Origin of the sequence: Candidatus Endomicrobiellum trichonymphae, from assembly GCF_002355835.1 — a bacterium.
Lineage (GTDB): Bacteria > Elusimicrobiota > Endomicrobiia > Endomicrobiales > Endomicrobiaceae > Endomicrobiellum > Endomicrobiellum trichonymphae.
Map to the genome: position 1 here is coordinate 183,604 of NZ_AP017459.1, position 24,210 is coordinate 207,813.

Consider the following 24,210-nt stretch of genomic DNA (forward strand, 5'->3'; position numbering starts at 1 on the left):
CAATGATTAGTAGAATAAATAAGATAAAAGATTTTGGGGGTTTTAAAAACTTTGAAAATAATGGCGAAGTTCCAGAGTTTAAGAAATTCAATCTTATTTATGGCTGGAATTATTCAGGCAAAACTATGCTTTCAAGAGTGTTTAGATGTTTAGAAAAGAGCGAAAAGCACCGTGATTACGCAGACGCAAAATTTGAACTCGAAATATCAGGGAAGAAATATGACAATAATTTTTCATCGCCGAAACCCAATATCCGCGTTTTCAATTCCGATTTCATGAAGGAAAATCTAAAGTGGGATATAGATGATATTATTGAACCCATAATACTTATGCTAGGCGAAGAAAACATTAAACTGCAAACAGAGTTAAGAAAAAAAGAAGAAACATTAATAAAAATCCGCGAAGAAAATGGAAGAAACAAAAAAGACATAGATAAGGCAGCTACATATAAAGCAAAAGAAATTAAAAGTATACTAAGTTTAAGCAATTTTGACAAGAAATATTTGGAAAAAATTATTGAAAAGGTAAAAAACGATACTTCAGGATATATTTTAAAAACTGATTTTGATAAATATAAAACGCGAGCGCTGTCAACAGAACAAAAACCGATTATTGAGAATATAACATTTAATATTAAAGATCTGGAAATACTAAGAGAAAAATCTGAAGAAAAATTATACCGGCAAATATCTTCTAATAAAATTGAAGAATTACTTAAAGATCCACAAATTAACAGTTGGGTAGAAACAGGCAAAAATCTGCATGAGGTAAAACAGTTTGTGAATTTTGCGGAAACCCGCTGCCAATAGATCTGCTGCCTAAATTAAATGAACACTTTTCTAGAGATTATGAGTTATTAAAAAATGATATTGAAACACTGCTGGAAGAATTAAATATCTTTGAAATAAAATTAAATTCTTTGCCTGAGGAAATTGCTTTTTATACAGATATTCAACCAGATTTTAAAAAAGCCAAACCTATTCTTGAAAAAGAAATTCATAATTTTAACGATGCTGTAGAGATTTAAAAACAAAGCAAGAAAAACCTTTTGATAAATTAGAAGTTACTCGATTTGTAAATAACACAAAAGAATTAGAAAAAGCTTTAGCAGACTTCAACGCTATCATAAGAAAAAATAATGATAGAACAGATAATTTTGAGAGAGAGAAAAATGCCGCAATTGCAAAATTAAAAGAGCATTTTGCAGCAGAGTTTGAAAAGATAGAAAAGTATTCTGAAAGGCAAATGCTATTAGAAAGTGAACGAACAAAAATTGAGAAAGATAAAGAAGAAATCGGCAAAATAAAAGCACAGTTAGATGAAAGTGGTAAAGGCGCTGAAAAAGTAAATGAATACTTAAAAATATTTTTTGAAAAAGACAATATTAAGATTGAACCAACAGAGGATAAAAAGTTTAAGCTGGTTCGCGGAACGGAAATAGCAAAGAATTTAAGTGAAGGAGAGAAAACAGCAATTTCATTCGCCTATTTTGCGGCGAAACTTGAAGAACAAAATAACAATATAGCTGATACAATAGTTTATATTGACGATCCGGTTTCAAGTTTGGATTCAAATCATTTGTTCAATATTTATTCTTTTATAAGAGATATATTTTATGAGTACAAAAATAAAAAACATATTTGCAAATGCAAGCAGTTATTTATTTCAACACATAATATTGAATTTTATAATTTATTTTGCGATTGGTCTGAAAAGCAAGGGTATTTAATTAAAAGAATAAAAAAATCACATTGTGACGAATCTATATTAACTAAAAGCGAGGATGTGATTGAGAAATATAAGTCTGAATATGTTTATTTATTCTCATTGATAAATAAATTTAATAACGATCCCGAGCCAAAAGACACTTTTGAACATCTATATTATTTACCTAATGTCTTAAGGAGGTTTGTTGAAACATATTTGAGTTTTAAATATTTGTCCCGTAAAAGTATTGAGGAGAACATTCATGATTTGATTTCTAATCGGGTTGATTGTGAAAGAGCAAGAAAATTTATGCATTATCACAGTCATAGTTTGACGATCAATAACTTAATAGGATTCCCGGATTTAGCCGAAAGTACTGATATAATAAAAGCCGTGAAAAAAGATGATTCAACGCACTATAATTCATTAGTTAAAGCAGTAAATAATATAACTAGAGAAAAAAATAATGAAAATCACTCTTGAAAAGATTTTAGAACAGATAGATTATGCCCAGTTGAACAATTGGCAGCTTCCTAGTATTTCTTGTTTTTCTGAAAATAAAAATTTAGAGGGGTTTCCATATCAAAAACAAGCGCTTAAAAATATAACAAAAGCGCTTTATTTGTCTTTTAAAACTTTTCAAAACGGCAATGCAAGTCCCGATAAACAAACTCTCCATACAAAATCGGACTTAAAGACAAAGCCTTTGCTGTACGTAAATTTACAAACAATAAAGATAAAAGCATAGGCAATACAAGCGGCAGATTTAAGTTTTTTCAAAATTATTCAAAAGATTATAAAGTTTTAGGGGGAGGAACTGAAGAATATGTCGCAGATGCCGCTTTTTTAAACAGGGCTTGTTTTTGGATGTCGACAGGTTCGGGGAAAAGTATTGTTTTGATAAAAACTATTGAACTTTTAGATTATTTACAGAAACAAAAACTTATCCCGAGAAAAGAAATAATGCTGCTTCCAAGAGAAGACTTGATAAAACAGTTTAAAAGAGAAATAGAAGAATTCAACAAAAGCAGAGAAAGAAAAATTGAACTTATAAATCTCATAAACTATGAGGATGATAAACAAGGCTTTAATTACGACCATTCCATAAAGGTTTATTATAGAAGCGATTTGTTAAGAGATGAGCGCAAAGAAAGTATTTTAGACTACAGAAATTACGATAACGAAGGAAACTGGTATATATTTCTAGATGAAGCGCATCGCGGAGAAAAAGAAAATTCTTCAGCGCAAAATTATGTTTCTGTTTTATCAAGAAACGGGTTTTTATTTAATTTCTCTGCAACTTTTACGGAGAATATAGATTACTCGACAACTTGTTTTAATTTTAATCTTGAAAAATTTATCTCAGAAGGCTACGGAAAAAACTTATATTTAAGTCATGCTTGTTTTACTTTTGCAGCCGAAAAAAACGAATTAAGCGAGATAGAAAAACAGCAACAAGTCTTAAAATCTTTACTAGCTTTTACTTTAATCAAGAAATCAAAAAAACAAGGATATTATCACGATCCTCTGCTTATAACTCTAGTAAATTCAATAAATACAGCCGACTCTGACTTACTTTTATTTTTTAAGAAGATAGAAGAGATAGCAACCGACAGTATCGCATATCAAATTTTTGATAAAGCAAAAGACGAGTTTGAACAAGAATTATCAGACAACAAAAAATATATATTTGGGCAAGAAAAATTTTCTTTTGATAAAGAATTATTTGACAAAATTATTCTTAAGGATTTGTTAGAAAATATTTTTAATACTAAAAAGCCCGGCAAAATTGAACTTTTAGAAGGCGAAAAGGAGAAAGAAATAGTATTAAAATTAGAAACAACAGATAAACCGTTTGCGCTCATTAAAATAGGCGATGCTAAGAAATTTCAAAGGGAAAAATTAGGCGGTAATTATCAATATGTAACTTCTCCTGAAAAAAAGACTGTATTTCAAGGGATAAATGATAATGAGGATATAAATCTTTTGCTTGGAAGCCGTAGTTTTTATGAGGGCTGGGACAGTAATAGACCGAATGTAATAAATATGATAAATATCGGCGGAAAAGAGGCTAAAAAGTTTGTTTTACAAAGCATAGGACGAGGCGTTAGAATAGAGCCTGTGAAAGGCAAAAGAAAGAGATTACCTGAAAATGATACAAATAAAAATAGACTTTTAGAAACGCTTTTTATTTTTGCAACCGATAAGAATTCTATAGCCAGCATTTTTGAAACAATTGAAGAACAGAAAACAAAAGACGAAGAGTTAAAAGGTATTTTTAAAAACACTCCTCATTATGAGGAAGAAGCGCCAAGAAATAATTTTGCAAAGTTTAATATTTCAGAGCAAACAAAAGAAAACATTAGAGAATATATTAAAGAATTCAATAAAAACCTTTTATTATTATCTTTAGAAAATCTCAATCTTTTACTTGAGAAAATTGACGACGATAATTTTTTTCAAATAAAAGAGGATAATGTTTATAATGATATGGATTTTTTGTTTAACAAATTGATTTCTCATACTGCTGTAAAAAATAAAAAATTTTCTGGACTTAAAAAACTTGAGGACGAAATAATACATTTTAAGCATATAAAAATATCTAATTTAGAAACTGAAAATGTTGAATTGTTAAACTCAGAAATTGAAGATGTAAAAATAGGCAAAAAGAAAGAGGCTGAATTTAGAGAATTAAAAATAAAAAATATAGCGAAACATTATTATTTGCCATTAATTTATTCAAGAAAAGAAAAAATAGATTATATAAACCATATAATTAATAGTAAATGAGAGCGAAGTGAAATTTATTCAGGCTCTTGAAAAATATATAAGTCGAGAAAATATATCATCAGAATGGATGTTTAGCAAAATAGACGAAACTTTGGACGAAAAAATTGGAATACCGTATTTTTACAGAAAAGATAACAGATACAGAAAATTTTCCCCTGATTTCATCTTTTGGATTAAAAAAGGGAATAATTATAAAATTATATTCATAGATCCTAAAGGAACAAGCCATGCCGATTATGAGAACAAGGTTGATGATTTTGAAAAGTTGTTCCTCAGTCTCAACACTCCCTATCCCTATAAAGGACTAAATATTGAGTTTGATTTAAGGCTTTATACTGATGATACCAATAAATCCCATAGGGGGGGGGGGGGGGGAATATAAGACATATTGGCATACTAATGGAGATTTTTCTTTTCTGAAGTAAAACCTTTTAGGGGCAAGCTATAAGATTCTTTGATTAGCGGAACTCACAATAATTTCACTGAAAGCAAACATCAAAAATAAGCAAAATATATACGCATATTAATGGTTACTTTGTAAAAGTTTATATGCTTGTAACAATAAACTTCCTACTCTATTATAAGAATTTAAAAATCAAATTTAACAGGTATTAAATATGTTTGTAGCATTGAGAAACTTCTCATAAACAGCGGGAGAAATTTTCCTGCCGGCGAAATAAGTTTTTCTGGTATTATTTCTGCAACAGAAAGGCACATTTTTATAACGCGATTAAACAGAGAATAACGACTAAAGGCATAAATCTGATATTTTATGGTTCATATATTTCCCCATTTTTTGTTTCAATATATAAATTAGTTCTTTCAACTGCATATATTTTCCCGGAATTGTCTTGATTCCCCAGCAGTTTTTTTAAAACCGCTTCAGGTCTTACAGATTTGCCGCTGCTAAAACGAAGCTGTAATTTTAAAACGCTGTTTTCATTTTTGAAAGATTTTATTAAAGGTTTAGCATCGATCTCAACGGTTTTCCCTTTTTTCGTTTTCTCCACTATAATTAAACCTTGAGATAAAAATTTATCGATTTTTTCCTGAGCGATATCTGCATTTTTTATTTTATACTCTGAAATGTTTGACGAAATGTTTATAGCCGGAAAATTTAAAGGTACTTTTTTTACGTCGAGTAATCTAAATCCATCCGGCAGCGCTTTTGAAAATTCCAGCTTAACATTTTCAATATTCACTTTCTGCGTAAAATATAATTCCATATATTCGCTTGAACTTTCTTGACCTACAGAAAGCGGCGGTCCGTAAGATGATTTAACCTGAGGACTGAAACCCGCAGTAAATGCTACGGGAAGTCCAGAACGTCTTGCGGTTCTGCGGAATACTTCAACCTGTTCTAAATGAGACACGAATCTGACGGCGCCTTTTTTTGAAAAACGAAGTCTTAAGCGCATAACGGGGGCGTCAGTCGGAATTTTAATCTCCGCATAATTTTCAGGCAGAATGCACTGTGCTTCATAAGATTGTATCGCCGCAATATCGACTGTTTCATTTATGCCTTTAGTGTATTCCTTATACAGCGCTTCTTTTGACATACCGAAATTCAGATGCTCCCACGGCAGAATTTCGTCATATTTTATATTTCTGTACACATAAAAATTTAAATCAATTCCGCTTTCAGCGAGAGCCTCGTCCCATATATCACTGACAAACTTGTCAGTCCACTGGTCGAATCTCGCACCTTTCTGCCATGCTTTATAAATTACAGATGAAAGCCGCCTGTCACCTTTTGCAATTAAAGCCTCTAAGATACCCGCTCTGCGATTATGCGTTTTTACATTTGCCGGAAGTAGTTTATTTAAAAGATTAATTTTTCGTTTTATTTCGTCCGCGCCTGCCATCGGCGCCCATTGAAAGGCTGTCTGTGCTTTCGGGACAAAAGGCGAAACAGTAATATTAAAATTTAAATCCTTTGCTTTTTTTCTAACAAGTTTTACGAGGCGTTCTATACCCGCTATATCTTCATCGGCTTCCGTAGGGAGACCTATCATAAAATAAAGTTTTATAACTTTCCATCCCATAGCGCTTGCGGTAAGCAGAGTTTCAACTATTTGTTTTTCAGAAAGATATTTACCTATTACATTACGCATTCTCTCCGTGCCTGCTTCAGGCGCAAAGGTGAGTGTAGGTCTTTTGCTTGTGTTGACATAACGTGCGGCTTTAAGAGAATGTTTGTTGCATCTTAAAGACGGCAGCGAAATGCTGAGATTTGATTTGCCGCACAAATTGTTTGTTTCAATTAACAACTCGTCTAAATTTTTATAGTCGCTGCACGAAAGAGACGAAAAAGAAATTTCTTCAAAACCTGTAGATTGTATACCCTTTTTTATGAGATCAAGCAGTTTTTCAGGAGGTCTCTGCCTCCATGGATGGTAATATTTTGACGCCTGACAGAAACGGCATTGTCCGGGACATCCTCTTGCCACTTCAATGTTCAATCTGTCATGCACAGTCTTTACAAAAGGGATTATTTTTTTTTCCGGGAAATACGCATTTTCAAGGTTTAAAATTCTTTTTTTAACAACCGGCTTTATATCTTCTGATACGGGGATTACAGATTTTACAGTATTATCGTCATTATATTTGACATTATAAAACGACGGCGCATATACGCCGTCTATTTTTGACAAATTTTTTAAAGTTTCTAATCTTGAAAGCCCGGCTTTCTTAGATTCTTTACATACGCTTATTATATTTTCTATCGCTTCTTCGCCGTCGCCTAAAACAAACATATCAAAAAAATCGCAGAAAGGTTCGGGATTAGTCAGAGCGGGCCCGCCGGCGATTATTAGCGGTTCGTCGTCTTTTCTGTCTTTTGAAAATATGGAAATGCCCGATAAGTCAAGAATATTGACAATGTTTGTCGCAACAAGTTCGCACTGAATTGTAAAGCCCAGAATATCAAAACTCTTTAAATCGCTGCCGGATTCCAGCGAGAAAAGACTAAGTTTTTTTTCTTTTAAAAGCAACTCTAAGTCGATGTCCGGAGCAAACGCTCTCTCGCAACGGGCAAGCTTTTTTTCATTAATTAAATGATAAAGGATTTCAATTCCGAGATTAGAGGCGCCGACTTCGTAAATATCAGGAAAACATAAGACTACCGAAAAATCCGCAGACATATCGGCGGGATGCGAATTTAACTCGCTATTTATATATCTTGCGGGTTTTTTCACAATATTTAATATTTCGTTAATTTTGGACAGTTTTTTCATAAGTTGCGTATAACAGCTACTTTTCTCTCGTACTTTCCAGCAGTTTTCCATCGTTGTATTTTCTTTCATTTTTCCTCTTTTTATGCTCCCTTTTTTAACTACAGGGACGGGGAAAGGGAACCTAACCTGTCTCTAAACTCTTAGCTTTTATTCCTTTGCTTATTATTTATTCGAGGAAAATCAAGCTGAAAAGTATATCCGATAGTAGGCAATAACAAAAAAAATGATGTGCCCCCAATTAAAATGATAGTTAAATATTTTGTCGGACATCATACCAAAAACCAATCAGTATAAAATTGAATATATGCCTCTCTGAGATATCTTTTTTTTGTTTTTCTGGAAACTCAGTATAATTATACACAATTTGCACCCAAAACAAATCTTTCTTTACTTTACGTTTCAATGTATTTTGGCAGTATTTGTGAAGACTGACTGTCAAATAATATAAAAGTCCGCAATAAAAACCTAAGGATGGATATATAAAAAACTTGTTAATTTTTATGTTATAATATTAATATCGCAAAACTTCCAGGCGGTTTTAAATGCACGAGTATCACTTACTTGAAATTATGGCAGTAGGCTTTACCCTTGCTCTTGCATTTGGTTTTATAACGCAAAAACTTGGACTTTCTTCCATTGTCGGATATCTTTTAGCAGGATTTTTTATAGGTCCCGCTTCTCCCGGATTTGTTGCAAATTACGGTTTAGCATCCCAGCTTTCAGAAGCCGGCGTCATTCTTTTGATGTTCGGCGTAGGATTACATTTTAAAACAGAAGATCTTGTAGCGGTCAAAGGTGTCGCTATTCCGGGGGCTATCATACAAAGTGCTATTGCAACTGTCTGCGGAATATTGACTGGCACTGCTTTAGGACTTGATTTAAAATCAGCGCTTATACTCGGTTTTGGTCTCGCCGTAGCAAGCACTGTCGTGCTTTTAAGAGTTTTAAACGATAATGATATTGTCGGCACCGTACACGGGCACGTAGCTATCGGATGGCTTATTGTAGAAGACATTTTAACCGTATTAATACTTGTCGCTCTTCCCAGTCTTATTATAATATTGTCCAATACGAGAAATGTAGTAGGAAGCATTGAAATACTTAAGGCAATAGGAATTGCTCTAGCGCGCCTTGTTTTATTGTGGATTTTGGTTATGAAAGTCGGAGGACGGTTTGTTCCGTGGCTTTTGTCAAAAATTGTAAAGGTCCGTTCGGAAGAACTTTTTACGCTTACGGTTTTGGTTATAGCTTTTTTAACGGCAGTTCTCGCGGCTGTAGTGTTTCAGGCATCGTTTGCGCTGGGCGCATTTTTGGGCGGCATGGTTGTAGGGAAAAGTAAACTAAGCCATCAGGCAGGTGCTGATATTCTTCCGTTAAGAGATGCCTTTGCAGTTTTATTTTTCCTTGCGGTCGGCATGCTTTTTGACTTCAAATTTGTAGTTGAATATCCCCAGCTTATATGCGTATGTCTTGTCATTGTTTTGCTTGTAAAACCTCTAACCGCTGTATTTGCGGTTTCAGTTTTAGGCTACTCCGTAAAAACCGCCCTCACGGTTGCCTCGGGACTTGCACAAGTCGGAGAATTCTCATTTATACTGGCTCAGGAAGCGAAGAGGTTAAATCTTGCCGGAGATATTGTTTACAATACGATAGTCGTATGTTCTATCGTATCAATAACTTTAAATCCGTTGTTATTTAAAAAAGTTCCGCCAATTGAAAAATTTCTGCATTCCAGAAAAAAACTGTGGAATATTTTGAATTTTGTAGCCGACAGAAGAATAAATAAAAGCAACAGAAGTAAGGAGATTGCGAAGAATTTGCTTCCCACCGAAGAATATCTTGCCCAAAAAACAAGTATAATAGTGGGCTACGGACCTACCGGTAAAAAGGTTACGGATGCGTTGATAGAATATGGTGTAAAACCTATTGTTGTTGAAATAAATATCGATACGGTTAACAGTTTGAGTTCGCAGGGACAAACGGTAATTTACGGGGATTCGGCAAAAAAAGATATTTTACTTGCAGCGGGCATAAAAAGCGCGGACTATTTAATTATTACAGTCCCTTCTTTACAGGTGACGTTAGAAACCGCTTTGCTTGCGTCTGCCTTAAACTCAAAAACACGCATACTTGTAAGAGCGCACTTCCTTGACAGTAAAGAAACCTTAAAACAAGCAGGCATATCGGGAATAGTTTTTGAAGAAGAAGAAGTTTCAAATGCCCTGACTTCTTTACTGCTTGATGATTTAGAAAAGCAGAGTTTGCTTGCGACAGCTTCGGAACTTATTAATCAGTCAGTCAACGAAGAACGGAAATAAGCAGTAAAAAAATATGCATTTGCGTTAGAAGCTGATTTTTATTTGACATGACGTGGACTGGAAATAACTTTATCAGGAAATTTACAATTTACTTTTTCTTTTTTTCGGATTTATGCAGTTGCGATTTAAGTTTTTCTATTTCGTTTTTAAGATTATCGGTCTCTTTACGCGTTATAAAACCAATTTTATTGACTGTCGTTTTTACAGTTTTATTAATTTTTTTTGATAATTCATTTTTTGTCGTTTCAGCGTGTTTTATAGTTTTGTCAACAAACTTTTTGCCTTCGTCGGCTTCCCTTTTGTTATTTTCAACAAATTTTTTTGCCGCTTCTTCTACTTTCTTTTTGCCCTTTAATGCTAATCCTATACCTGTATAAAACACTCTTTTCAAGTCTGCCATGATTTCTCCCTTTGTCATAAGCTGACATATTGCAAAATTACCAGAAATAAATAAAGCTTTAATTTTTATTTTTCAATTTTGCTATTCTTTTTAAAAAATTTTCAATATTATACAAAAATATTTAAGTTTTACCATGTTTGTAGCCTTATAATATTGAGGTGACGAAATCCCCGAAATATCTAGTCTTTTATTTTTCTTTTCCGGGATTGTCAAAATCTTCGCTTTTTTAGATGGCAACGGCGCTCAATATGCTTTCAGTTTTTCCAGCAGGATTTTATTGACAAGCTGTGGGTTTGCCTTTCCTTTTGACTTTTTCATCACAAGACCGACAATTGCTCCGATTGCTCTTTCTTTTCCTGACTTAAATTCTGCAACAGCTTTAGGACTTTCAGAAATAGCTTCTTCGCATATTCTTAAAATAGCTGACTCGTCAGAAATCTGCACAAGTCCTTTTTCTTTTACTATTTTTTCAGGCTCTATTGATTTTTCATACATTTCTTCAAAAACGGTTTTCGCAATTTTCCCCGAAATGGTTCCGTTTAAGATAAGAGAAACCAATTTTGCCAAATTTTGACTTGAAATGTGAGTTTCCGCAATACAGGTTTTTGAAGCGTTAAGTTTTGCGTTCAATTCCGTAGAAATCCAGTTTGCAAGAAGCTTAGCCGCAACGACAAAATTTCCGGATAAGCTGTCGGATTTTTGATTTTTTAAAGCGTTTAATGCTTCTTCATAATAATCTGCAATCATTCTAGTTGAAGTTAAATAATCCGCATCGTATTCCGATATTCCGTAATCTTTTATAAATCTCGCTTTTCTTGCTCGCGGTAGTTCCAGAATCTGTTTTTGCAATTCTTCAATAAAAGAGTCCGGTAAATTAAAAGGAAGCAGATCCGGCTCAGGAAAATATCTGTAATCTAAAGCACTTTCTTTTGAACGCATTGATTTTGTTATTCCCTCTTCCGCTTTCCAAAGTCTTGTCTCCTGCGTAAGTTTGCCGCCGGAATTAAGAACTTCTTTTTGTCTTTCAACTTCATAGGCTATCGCATCTCTTACGCCTGATATTGAATTCATATTTTTAATTTCAACTCTCGTTCCAAGCTCTTTCTGTCCTACAGGACGTATGCTTACGTTTACGTCGCAACGCATTTTACCCTCTTCCATATTGCACTCTGAAGTTCCCAAATATTCGACAATATTTTTGAGTTCTTTTAAAAATTCTAACGCTTCATGCTGAGAAATAATCTCCGGCTCTGTGACAAGTTCCATTAATCCTACGCCGGCTCTGTTTAAATCAAGAAGAGAATAATCAAGTTTTTTGTTGCCTATTTCATGGACAAGTTTTCCGGCATCTTCTTCAAGATGTATTCTTGTTATGTTTATAATCTTTTCTTTCCCATCGATGGTTATCGCAAGTTTTCCTCTAGAACACAAAGGCGGTTCGGACTGGGTTATCTGATAGTTTTTGGGGACATCGGGATAAAAATACTGTTTTCTCGCAAAAGTACACCGTTTATTTATACTGAAGTTCAGTGCAAGCCCTGTTTTAACTACAGCTTCAACTGCTTTTTTATTTAATATTGGAATTGCTCCTGGCTGGGACGTGCATATTATGCACGTATTTGAATTTGGTTCGGCACCGAACCGTGTAGAGCATTCGCAAAAAACCTTTGATTTTGTGTTGATCTGCATGTGGACTTCAAGTCCTACTACTGTTTCATAATCAGCCATTGTTTTTTACCTTTTGTAGTTGTCTATATTTTTAAACCTAATCAAAATGCAGCTTATGCTTACTTCTCCCAAACTATATGCCAGTTTATAACATTGTTTTTTTCTGATGATAACTAAAATCCTCTAATTTTTTTGTTTAACCGCTCTTGAATCGTGTCTGTAAACTCTCTTTTGTCCTTTGTCAGAATCACTGAAAGTTCTGTCAGTAAGTTTTTTATACTTCGCAGTCAGTCAACAGCTAAATTTCCAACCGCCGCTCGTCCAATCCGCAAAATCTTTTTTTGTTATATCTGCGCCAACACTTTTTTGTCCGACTTTATTTTTATCTAAAGGAACATTCAGTATCAAACGTTCGCTGTTTTTTGCCCGATAATAACAATTTTTCTACCATTTTTCAATAAAAATTAAATAATCGTCATAACTTAAAACATCATTGTTTGAATTACACTCAATCCTGATATTATTAATGCGGTGGTGAAGTAACAATTAAGTCACAGAAATTGCTTTTAAAATTATCTAGATTAAAAACATCATCTTTATATAAAACGACATTATTAAATTTAAAAAAACAGTCTCATTTTATAGCTGTTCCTTTCTGTCTTAAATAAGCGACAACTAAGTCTACTGTTCATGTTTTTGCTTCATAAATTTTTATAAGATTTTTTAAAGACGGAGGGGGAGATATCTGACAGTTCTCTAGAACATCGGGGATAAAATGGGAGCGTATAAGTTTTTCAGCCGCGTCAGCTCAGAAGTTAAAATCTTTGCTAAAGGTTTGGATATTTATTTATATCAAAACCCGATATTCTTTCAAAAGCATCAGCAATCTGAAAGAGTTTTGCATCAGAAAAGCGTGATCCCATAAAATGCACTCCCATCGGCATGCCTGAACTTGTAAAAGTGCACGGAACAGTAATACCAGGAAGTCCCGCAAGATTTGCTGCCGTAAGGAAAATATCGCATTCTTCCGAAAGCTTTTCGCCAAATTTTACAGGCATCTGCAAAGTTGCCGGCGAAAATATAAAATCACACTTCTTATATGCATCGGTTATCTGATTTATGAGAAGAGTTCTGACTCTTTGAGCCTGATGATAACATCTGTAATAATTTTTTGCGCCTAAAACGTAAGTTCCAAACAATATTCTTTTCTTAACTTCATACCCGAGCGACTCCGCGCGGGATTTCGCATATTCGTCGTTTAGATTCCTGCCGTTTGACGATCTGTATCCGTAACGGATTCCGTCGAAAGTTGCAATATTTGCAGAAACTTCAGCGCACATTATGACTTCGTATAAGGCAGGAACATATTTGTAAGCTGGAACGTCAATTTCTACAGTTGCGGCTCCTTCAAGTTTGAGTTTATTTACAGCTTCGCCGAAGTATTTTGTAATTTCCTCATCTGCCTTATAGTTTGAAAGCTGTTTGGGTATGCCTATTCTCACAGTTTTCAATATATCCGGATTGTAAATACCATGCGCATAATTAGTTTGTTCTCCCGTCTCGCAGACCGGATCTCTATAGTCTCCGACTGCTATAAAGCTTGTAAGCAGAGAAGCGTCTTTTACGGTTTTTGAAAACACGCCTATTTGGTCAAAAGAAGACGCTAAAGCGCATGCGCCGTACCTGCTTATCAATCCGTAAGAGGGTTTATAACCTACTATGCCGCAAAAACCTGCAGGCTGTCTTATTGAACCGCCGGTATCAGAACCCAATGCAAAAGGCACCATTCCCGAACTTACGGCTGCCGCGCTGCCGCCTGAAGATCCGCCCGGAATATAGTCGATGTTCCATGGGTTTGCAGTTTTCTGATAAACCGACGTTTCCGTAGAACCGCCCATCGCAAACTCGTCCATATTTGTTCTCCCTACAAAAATTACGCCCGCTTCTTTAAGTTTTTCTATAACAGCGGCATCGTAAGGAGAAATATAATTTTCAAGATATTTAGAAGCGGAGGTCATACTCTCGCCTTTTATCATAATATTATCTTTTATGCCGATGGGGACTCCTTCAAGAGATCCGCATTCCGCTCCAGTTTTTATTTTGTCGTCACTTTGGGCAGCCTGTTTTAAAGAGCGTTCTTCATTCAATTTAAGAAACGCCTTTACTTTTGGATCAGTTTCTTTAATGCGTTTAAAACAGGCTTTGACAATTTCTATGCTTTTTATCTGGCCGGAACGAATTTTCGCACACAAATCTTTTACTCTGGTTTTTAAAATCTCATCCATACTCAAAACCACTTTTTCTTTTTAAAATATATGAGCATAGCTATTATGCCGACAAACATCAAACACACCGCAAAAATCCATAATTCTCTTTCTCCGAAAATTGAATACTCCGGGAACTTTATGTTCATTCCATAATATCCGGATATAATAAGAACAGGCATTAAAACCGTCGCTATTACCGTTAAAAATTTCATAGCTTCGGTAAGTCTTAACGTTACACTCGACATATAAACTTCAAGTAGGCTTACAACCGCCTGACTTCGCATCGTTATCGATTGATTCATTTTTGCGCACTGCGTATAAATATCGCGGAAATACACAAAATGCTCTTTTGAAATTAAATTGTTGTTTGGTCTTGTAAAATAAATATATGGCGTCTGTTGAGATTCGGCTATTTTTCTCATTGCAAAAATTACTTTTTTGATATTGAGTATTTCTTCCATATTTACAGTTTCCGGTTCTTCAAGAATATCATCTTCCAGATTTTCCATTTTATCGTCAATTTTTTCCAGAGTAAACTCGTAACTGGAAACAACTTTATTGAAAATATTGTAAAGCAGATTTTCAAGACTTTTCATTTCAATCTGCGGTCTTGTTTTTGCTTTTTCAAAAATGGTTTCAAGAAAAAACAGCTCTTCCGCATGCACGGTGACCACAAAGTCTTTACCTATAAAAATATCTAATTCGTAAATGCTGTCTTCAAATTCTTGAAAATAATGAGGTTTAAGCTGTATTCCATGCACAGCAGTAAAAATATAATTTCCAAATTCTTCTATTTTCGGATATTGAGGAAATAGACAGTCCTCAATTGACATCTCGTGAAATTTAAACGATTCTGAAAGGATCAGTGTCTCTTCCTGTTCTAACTCGTGGTTTTCTAAATAGATGTCGATCCATATGAGATTGGGTTTTTTATTCTTATAATCTTCCGAAATTTTTAATGCTTTATACTTGGTAGTAACTGTGCCGTTAATAGAATAAATTGCTTTTATCATAATAAAACACATCCTGTATTTGCATTAAGTTAAGATGCGCCCGATATAACTTTTTTAATTTTATAAAAAGTTCCTTCTTTAGCAGGTGCACTGTCAAGCATTTGTTCTATAATTTCTTTAGGACAAGGTTTTACGACGTCCTCTCTCCAGACATTTCTTATCTTCGTAACATGAGTTGTAGGCTCTAAATCAGCTATGTCAGGTTCATGTAAAATTTCAATATAGTCAAACATCATGCTTAAATCTGCAAGATATTTTTCTTTTTCATCTTCTTTAATGTGTATTCTTGCAAGAAAAGCGGTAGTTTCAAGTTCTTCTTTTAGCATAAAAGCACCTCATTAGATCAGATTTAAGATTGTACAAAAATCAAAAATTTTTAACAATAAGTCTGTACAAGCAATATAGCGCGTCTTTCGTAGAAACATATCCTGTTCTAATAACAGCTTTTAAGGATAATAAACGAAACAAAAGACTATAACACTATCATTATTTTTTTAATTGCGTCTGACTTGAGAGAACAAACAAAATAATTATAGTACAGTTATAAAATGAATAGCGGTGTAAAAAAGCGAAAGAAAGGCAGAAAATCGCTAAAAGCAGATGATATAAAAATTGAGGTTAAGTGAAAATGCAGACTAAGTTTGAAACTTGGATACAGACATCGTGATATTGTTAGATGAGTGTATTTGTGTCTTTTTGTTGCTGAGATTTTATATGTGTGTTTTCCATTTTCTAAAGTACCAACTGGAAGCGATTAGTGGTGCAGAAAAAGTGAAAAAAAATAATAATGCTTTTAACAGTGGGATTAGTTGTGTTGACGTCTTGCGGAAAACCGATACAATTAAAATAAAAGAACGTTTGTTATCTGCCGCTATAATGCCCAGACGGATACCGCAGAAAAAGAACTTTTATGAAAGCGATAGAAATAAAGAAATAGTTCTTAGGGGATTGTCGCAAGTTTGGGAGTGTATGTGGGATGTAGCGATATTCCATAGAGCGGAAGGAAAACTGTGGGCAGTTCAGCAAGCCTTTGTTGCTATGGCAGTGGTATCGGGAATATTTTTAAGATGCTTGGAAGAAACTATATTGTTATATAGTGTTTGTTGATATACAGGTTGTATCGGAATTAGTGGAACTGAGTTACTATTATAGACAGTGATGATAATGATGAAAAAAATAGAATAAGCAAATATGGATAGTCTTTACGATAATAATCGAGCCACCGCTTTAACCTTTCCTGATTTTTTGACATTTGCATAGCCTCTCCTTACAATAAATGTAATATATTTATCGCTTTTTGTCAAATCATTCACAAATATAAAATAATTTTAATTAAATTAAGATTGACACATTTGATGTGTTTTAAACTATAATCGGGTTTATAGTTTATTGTCTGATTTGTATTAAAACGAGAAACCACCTCTTGAACGTCGATTTAAAGGAATAATCTTTTTTTCTGCTTACGGTCTCAAGCTGTTCCATCTAAAGCCCATTATTATCACCTATCTTTTCAAACACAAATTACAGGTAATGAAACTATAGCTAATAATTACCATGTCATTATTATACAATTTTTTTATTATGCCTCCTCACCGTTAAAGGCATTTTTAATCCGCCAATTTTTACCTATTTTAAAATTTTTAAACATTTCTTTACTCTGTTCCGCATTAAAATTATCTATTCCCTTTTTTATAGTATTCAACCCATGCTCTGAATAATCTTTACGAACTTTATCTGCTCTAAATAAGCTTAGCATAAGGCATTTCTAATTTGTTATACATTCTCTCAATATAATAGCGAGGCATTGATTACATATTTTTTTAGGGGGGGGGGCAGTATTGACGATGTTCTCTGTCAAGACTATCATAAAATACTTTATATTTTCGAGGAAGTTCTATATTATGTCTGAATTTCATTATCTTTCATTTTATGTACTTCTATCTAATGCTTTCCAAGTCCTGAGGACATGGCGCTACACGTTTGTTTTTATATTTTGTGTCAGGACCTGCATGAGCTAATATCCGCTGGTAGATATATCCGTCTTGCTTCAACATATATTTTGCCGTATATCCAAAACAATCCTTTTTTTCACAGTCAAAGAGTTTTGCGTGTCCTTTTCCTCACAAAATATATTCAAGTTCCTGTTTGTGTTTTGTTGCAACAAGTCAGAAGCTTTTTGAGCAAATGGAACTATTCTGAGATTTTTAAGTGCAAAGCCTGTACCTCTTCTCTGATATGCCTACTTCATATATTATTACGCTTATTGTTCTCTTTATTTTCTTTGTACACCCTGTTGAGATAAGAAAAAATGGAACAAAAAAAACAATATAAATACGAACTAGCTTTTTCATTGATTGATTACTGCCTTTTTACAGATGTAAAACCAGCAGCTTGGGAATATTACTATAAAAACTTTTTCACTTTTAGTTTAATAATATTTACCGTCGGCATATTTAGTTAAAACTTCAATTTTACAACTGGGAATGAACGAATCCGAAAACTCAGTCTTAACGTGTTGAGTCGTAATGTCTGTCCCTATTTAAGAACTGTAAAAAATTTTTGTTTTAGGTACATATATAAAAATATTTGCATGTTTTACAGTTAACTTTATCCTCTTCATCAAATTCAAAACTTTCCCCAGTATTTATTTCGTCAAGCAGAGACCTAACCGCATCAATGCATTTATCATATATTTCTTTTCTTTCAGGAAATTTAATAATTTCAGCTTTTTTTATATCGTAAATTCCGCATTCCAAAACGGCAAAACCTGTTTCTTTCTCAAATATATTTTTATACAATGGAAGTTGCATAGAACTTACTGCTTTTTTTATGTTTTGCCTGTCAAAATTATTTGACATCAGATCAAAATATTTGTTTGAAACAATGCTGCATGGAGCAGCGCCGGTTTTGTAATCAAATATCATATAATTTTCACCGTCCGTATCTATTCTGTCGATTCTACAGTTAAATTTATAAGTTTCTCCAGACGCTGTTTTAATATTTGAATAATATTTTTTCTCGCAGCCGTAAATATTTTTATAAGATCTTAGCCTTTCATAATGTAAAATGTTTTTCATTCTGTATAGTAAAACTTCTTTTATCATAAAAGCGTCTTCCCTGAATTTAAAATGCGGAGAATTATCAAAACTGTTCTCAAATTTTTTAAAATACTCTTTTTCAAATTCTAAAGTCTGCAGTTTTTTACTGTCAAGTTTTTCACATAGGGTGTCTTTTAAGAAACTGTGCACAAAATTTCCTATATCGACGGCGGAAAACTCTTGTCCCACTTTCGTTCTTTCATCAAGAATAAGTACGTGCATAAAGTAAAATTTAAGCTTGCAGCTTAAATAAGCATCAATTTTGCTGTGAGTGTAAGACATATTTTTAAGATATTCCCTAATCTTTTTGGTTTTTGCATATTTTCTTTTTGCAGGTTGCTTTGCCAAAAATTTAGGCAGAACAAATTTATTTATTTTTACGATATTAATGTCTTTATTTTCAAACTGCTTATTCCAAATAAGAGATTCGATAAATCTGCTCCTCTCATCTTTATCATTGTCAGGATAGATAAGATTTAAATTTTTTGCCCCTGAAATAAGCCTGTCAAAATGATACTGCTGTATTTCAAGTTCTTTCTTTGCTATTTCAATTCCTAAAGCGTACATTATATCTTTGGGTATAAGGGAATATTCTTTTTTTACGGCAGGTATTGCCGAATCTATCATGCCCGCTATGAAAACATTTTCAAATGAAAGGTTTCTTGATTCTAAGAGTCCTAAAATCTGCAGTCCTTTAAGAGGTGATCCCGGCAAAACTATTCTTTTATTTTTAATCAGTTTTTTAAAAGTGTTTAGAACATCTTCATTTTGAAATTTTGCTTGTGATACTTCTCCAAATTTCAGTTCTTTTGCTAAAGACAGCAACAGTTCTGTAGCTTCAGCATTTAATGAATAATTGGCAGCTACGCTTAAAGAATATATTTTCTTCAACAATTCAGACAAAATATAAGACAGATTATTGAGAGTTTCAATCTTTTCCCACGATGTGAAGAAAACGTCGAAAATCTCTTTTAACATTTTCATAATTTCTTCGGGGGCAGTATATTCCCAGACTTCGTTTACGGCAAGACTTATTTCGTCAATAATTTGTTTTTCACCGATAATTTCTTTAAAAGCGACAAACATTCTGCCGCTTAAGCAGTTTCCTGAATACTGGTTCAAAGCTTCCTCAATTTTGTAAACAGCAGTTCTTGATATTGAACTTTCTCCGAGAAATTCCATATTTTTTACAAGAGGGTTAGTCAATACTTTCATAACGTCTTTTGAATAGTAATATTCTCCTTTTCTTGAAAGCTGCGCTTCTATAATTGCGTTGAGCAAAGAAAAAACCGGCGTTTTTTCCGCAGGATATCCTGCGGAAACATTATATCGATCTGTAACTATTGAAATTTCAGATATTACAGATTGTAGCATTTTGGAATCCGGCACAATAACAGCCGTTTTATCTAAGTCATTTTCAGAATAACCGCTGATAAGATTTTTAAGCAGAGCGCCTTGAGACTGATCGTCAAAAGCAGAATATATATTTAATTTGTACTCATCTTTTTTATTTTCTATATCCGGCAACGGCTCACCAAACACAGAATATATTTGCATTAAAGCTTCGTATTTTTTGGGATTTCCATGAATGAATACGGTTAGTTTTCCAGCGTTGTAAATCTTCTTAAAAATTTCAATTTCGACTTTGTGAAGATAAAATGGCGACATTAATATTATTTCATCAAAATTCCCAGTCAGCAGGTTTGATTCTATCTCCGCAGCTTTTAAAAAACTGTGCCCCTTTGTAGTTTTTGATGATTTTTCCATGCTGTTGTAAAAACTCTTTCTTATTTTGAATATATTTTTTAACAGACTGTTGATATTTTCGGGAACATCGTAGCCTATTTCGGCGTTTGCTTTTACAGCTTTGAGCTTATCTTCGGAAACATTTTCCAAGTCCAGCTGTTCTATAAAAGACAAAATTTCAAAAGACCATTCCATAAAAGATGCAAAAGAAGTTTTATCTTTTAAAAGCTGAGGCGATTCATTTTTAACGGTTTCAAATATCATAAACGTCGCTTCAATATCCGAAATTTTTATAAGTTCCGTGTTGTCAAAAATAATTTCCTCAATAAATCCGTCATTTGTAAAGAATTCTGGAGAAAAAAAAGCTTTTTTCTGCTTTTCGGCAAGTTTCTTTTTAATAAACAAAAAAGGTCTTCGTCCTCCGCTGATCAAAGCAGTTTTTTTGTCTGATTTGGAAATATAGTCGGCTGTAAAATCTATTATGCTTTCATGAACGTCTATATTTAATATCTTTCCTGACATTTTGCGTTCCTATGTATATTTTAACGACAGACTGTTAATACTACTGCATGTTCGGTCAGTGAAATTGTTCTAGAATCCGGATGCTCGTTTCCGTAATAATGATGTAGCAGCGATCTGACAGCAGGAGCGGACAAATGATGAGATGGCAGAGTGCGAGCTTGACGAAAATGAATTTCCTGTTTACATTTTTAGATAATACCTTAACGTGGGGTAGCAAAGCAGACTGAAAAATTCTATCTCTTGTTTGTCATACATATAGATGGACTTTAACACTGAAACGTCTTTTCTTTTGTTTTTTCTGGATTTCTAAAACTATGCTTTCTAAAAATAACAATTACTTAAACGGTAAACTCTCCGCCGTTTTTAAAGTAGTAGCGTTTGTCGTTTCAATAATAAACAATCTGCGGTGTCAATATCTGCAATATAAGCCGATATCTTTTTGCCGGGATAAATTTCAGCAATGAGAGTGTTGCGATACTCCACCTGCTTTTTATTTTTTTCTTCTTTGTCGTTTGAAATTTGAAAATCTGCTGTTATAACTTCATCGTCAAGCACTATCAGCTTATCAATCCTGAAAGTTTCGCCTGCCGAATTTACGATTTTTTTTTCGTTGCAAATATATTTTTCGTCATGCATAAACAAATCTAGAATTTTTTTCGTTGCAAATAATCTGTTAAGTTTTTCTCTGCAAAATTTAACGTCTTCAAAGAAAAATTTTCTTTTTGTAATCCTGAGTGCATAACTGATACAGTCGTTTATATTTTTATTTTTTAATGACGTTATCTTTGACAAGGCATAACATATAATTGAATTTTTTTTACTGCTGTTGTTTATATCAAGCGTCGTTTTATCTGCGTTTTTTAAATATTTTTGTATATCTTTATATCCGGAGTCGAAAGAATCTTTGACAATGTTGTCTTTTCCGTTGTTGTCCTGAGCGTATGTTTGCTTAACGCCTGAAGTGAGAGCTTTGTTTCCCAGTAGTACCGGAATCTCATTATTTGAAATTCCGGATTTCGGAGGAACTATCGCGTAAAGTTCATATTCGGCTCTTGTCATTGAAACGTACGTCACATTGAGTTCAGACAATAAAGAACTTATCTTTTCTCTGTCGTATATTTCCTTAGCTTTGTGTGAAAACTTTGTAATGTTTTTCGATATGTTAAACAGTTTTATTTTATTGCCTGAGCTGTCAAAATACGGTTTTCTGTCGGGCTTTACTGAAAGTTTGAGAAAAGGAATTATCACTACAGGAAATTGAAGTCCTTTTGCTTTATGTACCGTCATAACTTTTATGCCGTTTCCGAGAGCGCTTTTTATATATAAAGATTCTTCATTGTCTTTTAAATCGTCGAAATATTCTAAAAAGTTTTTAATCCCCGAACCCTGTGTTTCAAAATCTTTTACGAGTTCCAAAAAACGCATTATAAACGCTCTGCTGTCAGAAAAATTATCAGTAACTTTAAACTTTTCAAGCGCTGCAAGAGTTAACTCATAGACAGGTGCGAAACCGTCTTTCACAAAAAAATCTTTAAAATATTTGTCCCACAGATTTTCATATCTGTCTTGGAAGGTTTTGTAAAAAGTTCCAGCTCTGTTTCTTTTGTTACAGGCAAAAATAAACTTTTCAAACTCAACGTTTTCAATACCTGAAATTTTACTGAAAATATCTCCAAGGATAAAAGAGGAGAAAGACAGCGCATCTATGGGAGAGTTAATAAACATAAGCAGTGATATGATCTGTTTTATTACGCTGTTGTTTCTTATATTTAAAGTCTGCGATGATTCTACGTCAAAATCGTTCTCCAAAAGCCATGAACTCACCGTAAGCACTTCATCGTTTGCTCTGCATAAAGTAGTTATGTCTTTGGGATTAAACCTTTCCGATACCTGAGCAACGCAGTTTATAAATCTTTGTTTTATTTTTTCTTTAACGTTTTCGCAGGTTTTATCTATTACGTCTATTTCAATATAACCGTAATTATGCTCTGCCGGCGTTTCCTGACGAAGGAAAGAATAAGTTTTGATAAACTTTGAAAAACCGCATTCAATATTTTTCTTTTTGTAAAATTCATTTAGAAATCTCTCGATATTTTCTTTTGAAAAAATATCGTTGTTAAAATCTACGATAGTCTTGCCGCTTCTAAAATTTTGGTTGAGGGTCTTTATGTTGACATCCGCAGAAAAAAATTCCCTTGACGGCGCATCAAAAATCTCGGGTTCCCCGCCCCTGAAAGCGTATATTGCTTGTTTTATGTCGCCGACGTAGAAAAACGTTCCTCCTTCGGCAAGACTTTCTTCCAGAAATCTTTTGATTCCTACCCACTGCACAAGGCTCGTATCCTGAAATTCATCAATTAAAAAATGCTTATATTTTTCTGATAATCTGTAATATACTTCGGGCATAACAGTGTTATCTTTTTCAAAAAAACCGACTGTTTTTTTATTTATTTCATTTAAAAATACAATGCCGTCTTTTTTTGACCGCAGGTCAAATTCAAATGCGACTTTTGAGTATATATATGAATAAACGCTGTAATAGTTTTCCATATAAAAATCGCATAGAGATTTAATATCTTTGTTTATTTCGCTCCAAAGCTCGTCTGCTTCGGCGTTAATTTTAGCGTCTTTTATGTATTTAATGGTTTCGTATGCGAATCTTACAGGAATATCCATTGAGAAAAATATTTTTCCGCCGGTGCTTAAAACTTTTTCAACAGCTTCCGAATAATATTTCTTTGCCTGAATATTGGGAAGAAGTACTGCAAATTTTTTGATTTTTCTGATAATTGCCGCACTTCTTGAAGCAATTTCGTTTCTGAAAGGTACTCCTTCGTACGGCATAATATCTTTTCCTGTATTTCCTGACTCTTTGAAAACTTTTTCAATTTCATTGTAGATATTGTTTTTAGGAAACCAACCGGAATCTTTCATTAAATACTGAGACAGATACTGCAATATAATGTTTCTCAGGTTTTCCGAGGTCCGCGCTTTTTGCAGAAAGATTTCTAAGGAAAATAAAAGATTGTCCGAATAATCTTGCTCTATAACAAAGTTCGGCGAAATATCAATGCTCATAGCGCAGGATTTTAAGATACGGTTTTTAAAACTGTCTATGGTGCTTATGTTAAAGTTATCGTAAAACTTAAAAATATCTTTTAAAACTGCGGCGCTTCTTTGGGCTATTTTGTCTTTTGTAAGTTCTAACTCGTCAAAAAAATCACCGGTATCCAAAGACAAAGCTGCTTTTTTAAGATAATCTATGACTCTGTACTTCATTTCTACAGCCGCTTTGTTAGTAAAAGTTACAGCTATTATATTTTTTATGCTGGTGTTATCGTTGGAACTGAGCAAAAGATAAAGATATCTTTTTGCAAGATTATATGTTTTGCCTGTTCCTGCGGATGCCAGCACTGAAATTATTTGAGATTTGTTCATAGGTTTT

Annotated in this window: 15 protein-coding genes and 1 pseudogene; 7 read left to right on the top strand and 9 right to left on the bottom strand. The window is 33.6% G+C overall.

Translation table 11 applies throughout. The features are described from left to right. The first annotated feature begins 2 nt into the window (after positions 1–2). From RSTT_RS00925 to RSTT_RS00945, 5 genes and pseudogenes are all read left to right on the top strand, one after another. The gene (locus RSTT_RS00925) at positions 3–809 is read left to right on the top strand and encodes an AAA family ATPase (protein ID WP_096525345.1); all 807 of its coding nucleotides are present in this window, start codon (positions 3–5) and stop codon (positions 807–809) included. A gap of 265 nt (positions 810–1,074) precedes the next feature. After that, a pseudogene (locus RSTT_RS00930) lies at positions 1,075–2,190 on the top strand (AAA family ATPase); the annotation flags it as partial. Beyond that, positions 2,174–2,455 (top strand): hypothetical protein, encoded by a 282-nt coding sequence (locus RSTT_RS00935; protein WP_096525347.1) that lies wholly within the window; start codon positions 2,174–2,176, stop codon positions 2,453–2,455. The pseudogene RSTT_RS00930 and the gene RSTT_RS00935, both read left to right, overlap by 17 nt. Beyond that, positions 2,452–4,497, top strand: coding sequence for a DEAD/DEAH box helicase family protein (locus tag RSTT_RS00940; protein WP_269457771.1), 2,046 nt, complete (start codon positions 2,452–2,454; stop codon positions 4,495–4,497). Before RSTT_RS00935 ends, RSTT_RS00940 begins: the two co-directional genes overlap by 4 nt. A 7-nt stretch (positions 4,498–4,504) precedes the next feature. Next, complete coding sequence (locus tag RSTT_RS00945; RefSeq protein WP_096525349.1) at positions 4,505–4,879, top strand: hypothetical protein; 375 nt, start codon at positions 4,505–4,507, stop codon at positions 4,877–4,879. 388 nt (positions 4,880–5,267) lie between these two features. On the opposite strand, the gene RSTT_RS00950 is transcribed toward RSTT_RS00945, so the two are convergent. Further along, positions 5,268–7,802 (bottom strand): TIGR03960 family B12-binding radical SAM protein, encoded by a 2,535-nt coding sequence (locus RSTT_RS00950; RefSeq protein WP_096525350.1) that lies wholly within the window; start codon positions 7,800–7,802, stop codon positions 5,268–5,270. Positions 7,803–8,275: 473 nt separating this feature from the next. Here RSTT_RS00950 and RSTT_RS00955 point away from each other — a divergent pair, with 473 nt between their 5' ends. Then, positions 8,276–10,051: a cation:proton antiporter gene (locus RSTT_RS00955; RefSeq protein WP_015423141.1), complete on the top strand. Its 1,776-nt coding sequence runs from the start codon at positions 8,276–8,278 to the stop codon at positions 10,049–10,051. Between the two features lie 88 nt (positions 10,052–10,139). Here RSTT_RS00955 and RSTT_RS00960 read toward each other — a convergent pair whose 3' ends face one another. From RSTT_RS00960 to gatC, 5 genes are all read right to left on the bottom strand, one after another. Then, positions 10,140–10,451, bottom strand: coding sequence for a phasin family protein (locus RSTT_RS00960; RefSeq protein ID WP_015423142.1), 312 nt, complete (start codon positions 10,449–10,451; stop codon positions 10,140–10,142). Positions 10,452–10,694: 243 nt separating this feature from the next. Next, on the bottom strand, positions 10,695–12,179 hold the full coding sequence (gene gatB, locus RSTT_RS00965) for an Asp-tRNA(Asn)/Glu-tRNA(Gln) amidotransferase subunit GatB (protein WP_015423143.1): 1,485 nt from the start codon (positions 12,177–12,179) through the stop codon (positions 10,695–10,697). A gap of 767 nt (positions 12,180–12,946) precedes the next feature. Further along, positions 12,947–14,404, bottom strand: coding sequence for an Asp-tRNA(Asn)/Glu-tRNA(Gln) amidotransferase subunit GatA (gene gatA / locus RSTT_RS00970; RefSeq protein ID WP_096525351.1), 1,458 nt, complete (start codon positions 14,402–14,404; stop codon positions 12,947–12,949). Between the two features lie 2 nt (positions 14,405–14,406). Beyond that, positions 14,407–15,399, bottom strand: coding sequence for a magnesium transporter CorA family protein (locus tag RSTT_RS00975; protein WP_015423145.1), 993 nt, complete (start codon positions 15,397–15,399; stop codon positions 14,407–14,409). A 29-nt stretch (positions 15,400–15,428) separates the two neighbouring features. Further along, positions 15,429–15,725, bottom strand: a complete 297-nt coding sequence (gene gatC / locus RSTT_RS00980) for an Asp-tRNA(Asn)/Glu-tRNA(Gln) amidotransferase subunit GatC (RefSeq protein WP_015423146.1) — start codon at positions 15,723–15,725, stop codon at positions 15,429–15,431. A gap of 445 nt (positions 15,726–16,170) precedes the next feature. On the opposite strand from gatC, the gene RSTT_RS00985 reads away from it, so the two are divergent. Next, the gene (locus tag RSTT_RS00985; protein WP_149029997.1) at positions 16,171–16,506 is read left to right on the top strand and encodes a hypothetical protein; all 336 of its coding nucleotides are present in this window, start codon (positions 16,171–16,173) and stop codon (positions 16,504–16,506) included. 472 nt (positions 16,507–16,978) lie between these two features. Here RSTT_RS00985 and RSTT_RS06040 read toward each other — a convergent pair whose 3' ends face one another. The 3 genes from RSTT_RS06040 to RSTT_RS00995 all read right to left on the bottom strand — a co-directional run bounded on the left by RSTT_RS06040 (position 16,979) and on the right by RSTT_RS00995 (position 24,203). Then, positions 16,979–17,155, bottom strand: coding sequence for a hypothetical protein (locus RSTT_RS06040; protein WP_158302764.1), 177 nt, complete (start codon positions 17,153–17,155; stop codon positions 16,979–16,981). Between the two features lie 808 nt (positions 17,156–17,963). Then, entirely contained in the window at positions 17,964–20,765 is a 2,802-nt protein-coding gene (locus RSTT_RS00990) for a PD-(D/E)XK nuclease family protein (RefSeq protein ID WP_096525353.1), read from the bottom strand. 363 nt (positions 20,766–21,128) lie between these two features. After that, positions 21,129–24,203, bottom strand: coding sequence for a UvrD-helicase domain-containing protein (locus RSTT_RS00995; RefSeq protein ID WP_149029998.1), 3,075 nt, complete (start codon positions 24,201–24,203; stop codon positions 21,129–21,131). Between the last annotated feature and the right edge of the window lie 7 nt (positions 24,204–24,210).

Bases quoted from the DNA above. Each gene is read 5' to 3' on its own strand.
- RSTT_RS00925 (WP_096525345.1), top strand. From the start codon at position 3: ATGATTAGTAGAATAAATAAGATAAAAGATTTTGGGGGTTTTAAAAAC.
- RSTT_RS00935 (WP_096525347.1), top strand. From the start codon at position 2,174: ATGAAAATCACTCTTGAAAAGATTTTAGAACAGATAGATTATGCCCAG.
- RSTT_RS00950 (WP_096525350.1), bottom strand. From the start codon at position 7,802: ATGAAAGAAAATACAACGATGGAAAACTGCTGGAAAGTACGAGAGAAA.
- RSTT_RS00955 (WP_015423141.1), top strand. From the start codon at position 8,276: ATGCACGAGTATCACTTACTTGAAATTATGGCAGTAGGCTTTACCCTT.
- RSTT_RS00960 (WP_015423142.1), bottom strand. From the start codon at position 10,451: ATGGCAGACTTGAAAAGAGTGTTTTATACAGGTATAGGATTAGCATTA.
- gatB (WP_015423143.1), bottom strand. From the start codon at position 12,179: ATGGCTGATTATGAAACAGTAGTAGGACTTGAAGTCCACATGCAGATC.
- gatA (WP_096525351.1), bottom strand. From the start codon at position 14,404: ATGGATGAGATTTTAAAAACCAGAGTAAAAGATTTGTGTGCGAAAATT.
- RSTT_RS00975 (WP_015423145.1), bottom strand. From the start codon at position 15,399: ATGATAAAAGCAATTTATTCTATTAACGGCACAGTTACTACCAAGTAT.
- gatC (WP_015423146.1), bottom strand. From the start codon at position 15,725: ATGCTAAAAGAAGAACTTGAAACTACCGCTTTTCTTGCAAGAATACAC.
- RSTT_RS06040 (WP_158302764.1), bottom strand. From the start codon at position 17,155: ATGCTAAGCTTATTTAGAGCAGATAAAGTTCGTAAAGATTATTCAGAG.
- RSTT_RS00990 (WP_096525353.1), bottom strand. From the start codon at position 20,765: ATGTCAGGAAAGATATTAAATATAGACGTTCATGAAAGCATAATAGAT.
- RSTT_RS00995 (WP_149029998.1), bottom strand. From the start codon at position 24,203: ATGAACAAATCTCAAATAATTTCAGTGCTGGCATCCGCAGGAACAGGC.